At 66.4% G+C, this 527-nt stretch carries 1 pseudogene; it reads left to right on the plus strand.

What is annotated here, in order from left to right:
- Positions 1-409 (plus strand): annotated as a pseudogene (locus D9V41_RS16195) (FAD-dependent oxidoreductase); the annotation flags it as partial.
- Positions 410-527: the final 118 nt, after the last annotated feature.

The following is a 527-nucleotide window of genomic DNA, read 5'->3' on the forward strand; positions in this document are numbered from 1 at the left end:
CGCGAACTATCTCGCACTTCTCGATGCCGCTGACGACTACATTGCGCGCAACGGCCTCGCATTCCCGGAGGAACCACGAGCCCGTGAGCTCGGCGCACTTCCCGATTGCGCCTCACAGCCGCATCGTGAGCTCGACCTTCAGGACGCCGGGGTGAACTCGATCGTCTGGGCAACCGGGTTCACGGCCGACTACAGCTGGTTGCACGCGGACGCGTTCGACGAGAAAGGCCGGCCGCGGCACCGCCGCGGCGTCTCCAGCGAGCCGGGCATCTATTTCCTTGGGCTTCCCTGGCTGTCCCGGCGCGGTTCAAGCTTCATCTGGGGCGTGTGGCATGACGCAAAGTACGTGGCTGACCACATCGCCACGCAACGGACGTACCTCAGCTATCGAAGCGGAGCCAGCAAGTAGCGGACCGACTCGACGCCGTTCGCCGCCACGCGGGGAGCGGCGTCGAGCTGTATGTCGGCGCCTTGGATCGTGAGGCCGAGGCGGCCACGGCGCTGGCTTCCGCGTACAACGCACGACG

The sequence above is a fragment of the Aeromicrobium phragmitis genome (assembly GCF_003674095.1).
In the GTDB taxonomy this organism is placed as follows: domain Bacteria; phylum Actinomycetota; class Actinomycetes; order Propionibacteriales; family Nocardioidaceae; genus Aeromicrobium; species Aeromicrobium phragmitis.